Source organism: Methylobacterium sp. UNC300MFChir4.1 (genome assembly GCF_900110155.1).
Classification (GTDB): Bacteria; Pseudomonadota; Alphaproteobacteria; order Rhizobiales; family Beijerinckiaceae; genus Methylobacterium.
In genome coordinates, this window is the sequence record NZ_FOCS01000059.1 from 1 (window position 1) to 6,929 (window position 6,929).

Genomic DNA, 6,929 nt, shown 5'->3' on the forward strand with positions numbered 1-6,929 from the left:
TTGTTCCGGTTACGGCCGAAGTCGAGGTACTGGGCGTCGGCCTCGACACCGATCACGAGGCCGGAGCCGGGGGTGATCTGCCAGTTGTAGCCGATCTGGCCACCGCCGGAGAAGCCGTCCTGGCTGCGGTTGCGGAAGGAGGCGACGGTGCCGGGGGCGGCGTAGGGGAAGGGGACGGCGAAGGTGTTGCCGGTGTTGCGGTCGCTGGCGTCGAAGGCGTAGCCGGCGTTGATACCGAAGTAGGCGCCGGTCCAGGTGAAGACCGGGACGGGGGTGAACACCGGCGGCGGGGCGGCGCGGCGCGGCAGGTCGGCGGCCGAGGCGGCGCCGGTGAGGGCCGTGAAGGCGGCCAGCGAGGCCAGGAGCTTGGTCATGTCGGTGTCCCGAATGTGTGATCTGGCGGTGTGGCTACCGATCACCGGGGGAAATGGCTGTAGTTTTGAGGTCACACCGCCTGTCGAAGGCCCGAAATGCCAGAGTAAAGCATCCTTCAAGACGCGACGAAGCGCGGAAATACAGCGCGCATTACGCGGGCGAGCGCGACAACAACGCGGCGGCGTTTTGGTTGCATCGAAATGTCGGGTCGGCACCGGGTGTGACGGGCGCGCCACACCCGGTTCCGGTCGGCCGCCGGACTGCGCGGCGGCGATCCCGATCGCTCCCGCGGGATCCCGACACCGGCCTGGGCGACCCGGCAAGGTGCCGGAACGCCCTCGCCGCCGCGAGACAGGTTTTCATCCCGCGGATCCCGATCGAGGGTCCGATCACCCGCGCGTCCCGGGCCGCGATCCAAAGTTATGACTCCTGTTACCAACGGGAAAATAGATGGACTCGACAGTCGTCGTCGCGACGACCGCGCGATGGGAACCGGGGCGCCATGCATGTGAGAGTTCGCCTCGACGGCGCGAACCCGCGGCGCTGGCACGTCGCGCTGCTGGACCGGCTGTCCGGCCTGCCGGGCATCGCGGCGGTGAGCGTCGACGCCGCGCCCGGTCTGGACGGGTGGCCGGCACAGGCCGACCTGCTGTTCCGCCTGGAGGCCCTGATCTTCCGGCTGGCGCCGAACGGGTCGCGGCCCGTGCCGCCCGCCGATCTCGCGGCCTGGACCCGTCCCGGGACCCCGGACCTCGTGCTCGACCTGTGCGGCGACGCGGCCGCCTCCTGCCCGGTCTGGCGCGTGGCCTACGACGGCGGCCTCGGCGAGGCCGGCCTGCTCGCGAGCCTGCTCGCCGGCCGGGTCCCGCAGCTCGACCTCCTCGAAGGCGGCACCGTCGTCGCCGCGGGTCGCCTCGGCTCGGACTACCGGGGTTCCATCGCCGTCTCGTTCGAGGATGCCCTGTCGCGCACGGCGACGCTCGTCGCCGCCGCCCTGCGGGCCCGGTCGGACGGCCGCGCCTTCGCGGCGACGCCCGCCACGGCTGCGGCCGCGCCCGTCCGTCCGGCGCGGATCCTGGCGTCCCGGCCGGCGCGGCTCGTCGCCCGGAGCCTCGTCGGCCGCTTGTACAGGCTGTGCTACCACGCCCCACACTGGCGCACCGGGTGGCGGACCCTCCGCGGGCCGGACCTCGTCGCGCTGGGCCGCCATCCCGCGGAGGGCTGGCAGGTGCTGCCCGACGACGGGCGGCGCTTCTACGCCGACCCGTTCCCCCTCGCGGTCGACGGGACGACCCACGTCTTCGTGGAGGAGTTTCCGCACGCGACCGGCAAGGCGATCATCTCGGCGGTCCGCTTCGGGCCGGACGGGCCCGAGGGGCCGCCCGTCCCGGTGCTGGAGGAGCCGCACCACCTCTCCTACCCGTTCGTGTTCGCGCGCGCGGGCTCCGTCTGGATGGTGCCGGAGAGTTCCGCGGCCGGCACGGTCGATCTCTACCGGGCGACCCGCTATCCGGGCGGCTGGGTGAAAGAGGCGACGCTCCTCTCCGGCGTGGTCGCGAGCGACGCGACGCTCCTCGAGCACGGCGGCCGCTGGTGGATGTTCGCCACCGTCCGGGACGCGCCCGTCGGCGCCCCGCCCGGATCGGGCTGCCACCACGACGCGCTGTATCTCTGGTCCGCGCCCGACTTCCGGGGGCCGTACGCGCCGCATCCGGCCAATCCCGTGCTGGTCGACCCGTCCTTCGCCCGGCCCGCGGGCCGGATCGTCGCGCGCGACGGGGTCCTGATCCGGCCGGTCCAGGATTGCGCCCACGGTTACGGACGCGCCCTGTCGCTGGCGCGCATCGACCGGCTCGACCCGGAGGGGTTCGCCCAGACCATCCTCGACCGGATCGAGCCCGGCCCGGCTTGGCCCGGCAGCTGCCTCCACACGCTGAACACGGGCGGCGGGATCGAGTGCATCGACGGCTCCGGTCGGGCCTCGCGTCTCAGGGCGTATCTGAGCGCGCGGTCCGACGCCTAGGCCGGGCCGCGGCGGAAGCTCGGCCGTCCGGAACCAGCCGCCGCGATCCGTGTTCGCTCACGAACGCGGAGACCCGTTGCCCCCATGATCATGATCCTCATCTGCTTTCTCGCGCCGTGGCTCGCCATGTTCCTGCGCGGAAAGGTGTTTCAGGGCATCCTCTGCATCATCCTCCACCTGACGATCATCGGATGGATCCCGGCGACGATCTGGGCGCTCGTCGTCACCCGCAAGGAAGCGGCCTGACCGGGGCGGAGCGGCCGGGATCGGCGGCTCCGCCGCGCGGTCCGATCCCCGCATACGGGAACGGCGGGGCTCTCGCCCCGCCGTTCCCGCCGTCCGTTCGGGCAGTCCGTCGCCCGGGCGGCCCCGAGGGCCGCCGCGGCTCAGAAGCCCATCAGCACCCCGGCCGAGCCGGTCACCGTCATCGCGAGGCCGCCCAGGAAGGCGCCGATCATCGCGTAGGAGAAGCCCTTCAGGACCATGTCGTGCACTCCTTTCATCAAGCGGCGGGTCCTCAGCCGGACCCGGTCGGTTCGTCTGCAATGATGATGCCGGATCAGCCGGGCGCGTGCGGTGCGAAGAGTCACGCTGCACCGCGGAACCGTTCGGCGCGCGTTCAGGCGGTCCCGGTGAGCGGGCCGGCCGACGGGTCCGTCTCGCTCACGCGAAATGGGCCGGCAGGCTGAGGGCCTGCGCGTAGGTCACGAGGGCGACCGCGCCGGCGATCAGGGTCGCCGCCAGGGCGATGCGGTTGGTCCAGGTCATCGTCGTCTCCATCGGGTTCGCGACTGTGTTCGCGGTGTGATCCCGATGTACGCCCAAGCTTTCGGGCCCGGCGTGTCCCGGAACACCCGCGGTCGCCGGAGCCGCTCGGAACCGTTGCGGCGGCGTTCCCGCAATTGCGTCCGGGCCGCTCCGACCACTCGGGAATCGGGAGCGGCGCCCCGTCTGCGTTAGGCGGCTTGCGGCCCCGATGCGCCGTCCTTCGCCGCGGCGCGCAGGGCGGCCGGGCGCGCCCGGCAGCGGTCCAGATAGGCATCGAGGGCCGCGCTCGGCGGGAAGGCCGCGCGGCCGAAGCCCAGGGCGCTGCCGATCAGGATGTCGGCGCCGGAGAACCGCGCGCCCATCACGTAGGGGCCGCGCGCCAGGGCGGCTTCCAGGCGGTCGACCACCGCCGCGTGGTTCCGGCGCTTCTGCGGCGATCCCGCGAGCTCACCCGTCAGGCCGGCGAACAGCGCGGGCTCGAACTCGGCGACGTACCAAGCCAGCCACGTCAGGTACGCGCCGCGCTCGGGAGCGCCCACCGCCGGCGCCAGCCCGGCTTCGGGGAACGTCTCCGCCAGGTAGAGCACGATCGCCTGGGACTCGGTGACCAGACCGCCCGCGTGCAGGACGGCCGGGACGCGCTTGTCGGGATGCGGGTTGGCGGCGTCCGGCACGCCCTCGCCCGTCATCGGCCGGAAGATCGAGACCGGCGCGATGGTGTAGGGAACCCCCATCTCCTCCAAGAGCCAGACGATGCGCGAGGAGCGCGATTGCGGGGCGTGGTACAGGGTGATCATGGCGCGGTTCCTGTCGGCACGGCGCGCGGGATGGCCGTGGCGGGAGGACTTGTAGGGACGCCCTGCTGACAGCATTCTGTCAGCAGGAGTCGGTGGATGCGGCGCGCGGACAGGCTGTTTCAGATCATCCAGATCCTGCGTCGCTCGCCGCGCCCGGTGACGGCCGCCGAGATCGCCGGAGAGCTGGAGGTCTCGGTCCGCACGGTCTACCGCGACGTCGCCGACCTCGTCGGCCAGCGCGTGCCGATCCTGGGCGAGGCCGGGCTCGGCTACGTGCTCGGCGAGGCGTTCGACATGCCGCCGCTGATGCTGACGCCCGACGAGATCGAGGCGGCCGTCCTCGGCGCGCAGTGGGTCGCGGGACGGGGCGAGCCGGTCCTCGCCAAGGCGGCGCGCGATCTCATCGCCAAGATCACCGCCGTGGTCCCCGAGCGCCTGCGCCCGCTCATCGCCGATCCGTCGATCGGCACGCCGACGGCGTTCGCGCAGGCCGCGGACGGGATCGACGTCGCTCGCGCGCGGACCTGGATCCGCGAGGGCCGCAAGATCCGCATCCAGTACCGCGACGTCCGCGGCGATCCGAGCCGGCGCGTGATCTGGCCGGTGATCGTCGGGTTCTTCGATCAGGCCCGGATGGTGGCCGGCTGGTGCGAGCTGCGCGGGGCGTTCCGGCACTTCCGCACGGACCGGATCACGGACGCCGAGTTCCTGGAGGAGCGGCACGGCCTCCGGCCCGCCGTCCTGCGGGCGCGCTGGAAGCGGAGCCTGCCGGACCGGCAGGAGGCGGCGAACCCCGCCGCGCCGGCCGCGCCGTAGGGCCGGATGACAGGGCCACGCGGAATGACCTGGCGACCCCGGTAGGGCTCGAACCTACGACCTGCCGCTTAGAAGGCAACGGAGTGCTGAACCAAAACAGGCTTCATTCCGACAGGTTCGCGGTTTGCCCTCACACAGAAATGATTGGCGAATTTGGCCTTGTCGGAACGGCCAAGAGCCATTTGCCGAGCTTGCTGAGGAGTAGCTGAGTCGCCTTCACCGCGCTCGCTACCACCGACCGCTACCAGATCCTGGTGGCCTGCCCCGCCCTCACCCGTTTCACAGCTTGAGAGGAGCCATCATGTCGAACGTCATCACCCTGCCGACCCGTTCGAAGCCGGCCTCGACAGCGCACTACGAGGAGATCGCCCTGTACGGGCACGCCGGCCCGTTGATCGTCTCCCTCGCCCGCCGCACGGACGAGCCGACCGGACTGATCCACGTCGTGCTGCTCGGCGCCTCCGTCGGCCTGGAGATCGTCGCCAGCCTGCCGGACGACGAGAAGGGCCGCGCCATCGCCGACTTCGTCGGGCCTGCCGTCCTGCGCACCGCTGAACTGGTCGAGACCGAGCTTGCCGCCCAGCCGGAGGCTTGCTGATGACCGAGCCCCCCATGCTCCATCCCGGCCGCACGTCGGCCGAACGCCGCGTCTTCGACCGCATCGGCTGCGGCGGGCAGCGCACGGCTCGCCCACCTCATACCTCCGAAGTGAGTAGGCCCTCGCACAGGCGAACCTCAGCAAGCGCGCTACTTTGGGGGCATTGGTACCGGTGGAGCTGCCCGTGTCCTCGCCACTCGAAAACATCTTGCTCGAAGAGCTCCGCGACCTGACGGTGCGTTTCGAAATTCTGCAGTCGGCTCTCGGTATGACCATATCGTTGATGGCCGACGAACAGCGAGTGGCGATCATCAAAATGCTGGCTGAAAATCTCAAGTTAGTAGGTAGCGAAGATCCTCGCGGTGTGGCCGGGGCGACCGTGAAGGATCTGATTGACCTCGCGCTATTGCCTCCGGATGTAGTTCAAGGACGACAGACGGGCAGTCAATAATCGATACGGCTGAGTTCGCGAGCGAGGCGGGTGCGTGGGTATGACTGCCTCACGCGTGTTCGCGATAGGCATTCTTGGAGCTGTGCTGACTGGCAGTTGCTCACACGAAGTGCGGCGGCAGGATCATGAACTGTGCGTGCACGATCAGGCTGAACGCCATGGCAGCCGTCACGACAGCGTCGACGAGACGGTTCGTCAGGGTGATCGGCTTGGTCATCATGCCTCGTCAGCTCGGCTATTCCGAGGCCGCCTTATGGCCAAGCTGAATGTCGCGAGGATTGCTCCAATTGTTGCTTGAAGGTGTGCGGCTGGACGTGCACCAACCAGAGCGCTCACACGTCCGTCTCACGCTTCACGACTGCATCCTCGTCAGTGCCCTTCTGCGTCAAGCCGACATCCGGGCCTTCCAGCGGGTCTGAGGGTGCCTTGGGGCTGATCGGACGAATGGATTTCTGTTCGGCGCCAACTCGGGCCCAGCGCTCGGCGTCGTACTCGGCGTCTGCGAGATCCTGCGTGTTCGAGGTTAGTGGTTCATCGGGCATCAGACGCTCTCCGTGTGCAGGAGTAACACAGCGAGTGTCAGAGCAGGTCCGGACGCCGCATCGATGCGAGTTGACCGGGTTCGAGGCTGGAGAGGCGTTGCTGTGATTTGCCCCTGCCTCGCATACGAAAACGGCGGGGTTCGCACCCCGCCGCTCATCCACTCGCTGATCTCGGCGGCCGCTGAGGCCGCGTGTAGTCCGAGGCCCTTACAGGCCCATCAGCACACTGGCCGAGCCAGCGACAGTCATCGCGAGGCCGCCCAGGAAGGCGCCGATCATCGCGTAGGAGAAGCCCTTCAGGACCATGTCGTGCACTCCTTTCATCAAGCGGCAGGCCTGCAGTCAGGCCCGGTGAGTTCGTCTGCAACCAAGATGCCGGATCGGCTCCGTGCGTGCGGTGCGAAGAGTCATATTGCACCGCGGAATAACCCTATGCAGACCGATCATGACAGTTCGAGAACAAGCTGATCCGCCCCCAGTGAAGTGGTCCGCCCTGAGGTATGGCTTTCGGGCCAGGACGAGGACGGACAGATGGGAACGAAGGGGCACAAGCCGGAGG

The 6,929-nt window shown here is 69.7% G+C and carries 7 protein-coding genes and 1 pseudogene; 5 read left to right on the top strand and 3 right to left on the bottom strand.

Annotated elements, in window-relative coordinates; genetic code table 11:
- A pseudogene (locus tag BMY19_RS30055) lies at positions 1-374 on the bottom strand (porin family protein); the annotation flags it as partial.
- Between the two features lie 503 nt (positions 375-877).
- Between BMY19_RS30055 and BMY19_RS30060 the strand changes: the two are divergent.
- Together BMY19_RS30060 and BMY19_RS30065 are read left to right on the top strand one after the other, a co-directional pair.
- Positions 878-2,398 (top strand): glucosamine inositolphosphorylceramide transferase family protein, encoded by a 1,521-nt coding sequence (locus BMY19_RS30060; RefSeq protein WP_100253876.1) that lies wholly within the window; start codon positions 878-880, stop codon positions 2,396-2,398.
- Positions 2,399-2,482: 84 nt separating this feature from the next.
- The gene (locus BMY19_RS30065; RefSeq protein ID WP_007567273.1) at positions 2,483-2,644 is read left to right on the top strand and encodes a YqaE/Pmp3 family membrane protein; all 162 of its coding nucleotides are present in this window, start codon (positions 2,483-2,485) and stop codon (positions 2,642-2,644) included.
- A gap of 710 nt (positions 2,645-3,354) precedes the next feature.
- Here the strand turns inward: BMY19_RS30065 and BMY19_RS30070 are convergent.
- On the bottom strand, positions 3,355-3,963 hold the full coding sequence (locus BMY19_RS30070) for a glutathione S-transferase family protein (RefSeq protein WP_100253877.1): 609 nt from the start codon (positions 3,961-3,963) through the stop codon (positions 3,355-3,357).
- Between the two features lie 96 nt (positions 3,964-4,059).
- Between BMY19_RS30070 and BMY19_RS30075 the strand changes: the two genes are divergently transcribed.
- The 3 genes from BMY19_RS30075 (at position 4,060) to BMY19_RS30725 (ending at position 5,828) form a co-directional block, all read left to right on the top strand.
- Positions 4,060-4,779 carry a helix-turn-helix transcriptional regulator gene (locus BMY19_RS30075; protein WP_020096544.1) on the top strand — a complete coding sequence of 240 codons (720 nt, stop codon included), beginning with the start codon at positions 4,060-4,062 and terminating at the stop codon, positions 4,777-4,779.
- A gap of 301 nt (positions 4,780-5,080) precedes the next feature.
- Entirely contained in the window at positions 5,081-5,377 is a 297-nt protein-coding gene (locus BMY19_RS30080; protein WP_020096545.1) for a hypothetical protein, read from the top strand.
- Between the two features lie 184 nt (positions 5,378-5,561).
- Positions 5,562-5,828 (top strand): hypothetical protein, encoded by a 267-nt coding sequence (locus tag BMY19_RS30725; protein ID WP_139215755.1) that lies wholly within the window; start codon positions 5,562-5,564, stop codon positions 5,826-5,828.
- Positions 5,829-6,160: 332 nt separating this feature from the next.
- Here BMY19_RS30725 and BMY19_RS30730 read toward each other — a convergent pair whose 3' ends face one another.
- Complete coding sequence (locus tag BMY19_RS30730) at positions 6,161-6,370, bottom strand: hypothetical protein (protein ID WP_128083332.1); 210 nt, start codon at positions 6,368-6,370, stop codon at positions 6,161-6,163.
- Positions 6,371-6,929 lie beyond the last annotated feature (559 nt).

What these genes read in the sequence shown, in the direction of transcription:
- BMY19_RS30075 (WP_020096544.1), top strand. Translation starts at nt 4,060, where the DNA reads ATGCGGCGCGCGGACAGGCTGTTTCAGATCATCCAGATCCTGCGTCGC.
- BMY19_RS30065 (WP_007567273.1), top strand. Translation starts at nt 2,483, where the DNA reads ATGATCATGATCCTCATCTGCTTTCTCGCGCCGTGGCTCGCCATGTTC.
- BMY19_RS30060 (WP_100253876.1), top strand. Translation starts at nt 878, where the DNA reads ATGCATGTGAGAGTTCGCCTCGACGGCGCGAACCCGCGGCGCTGGCAC.
- BMY19_RS30070 (WP_100253877.1), bottom strand. Translation starts at nt 3,963, where the DNA reads ATGATCACCCTGTACCACGCCCCGCAATCGCGCTCCTCGCGCATCGTC.
- BMY19_RS30080 (WP_020096545.1), top strand. Translation starts at nt 5,081, where the DNA reads ATGTCGAACGTCATCACCCTGCCGACCCGTTCGAAGCCGGCCTCGACA.
- BMY19_RS30730 (WP_128083332.1), bottom strand. Translation starts at nt 6,370, where the DNA reads ATGCCCGATGAACCACTAACCTCGAACACGCAGGATCTCGCAGACGCC.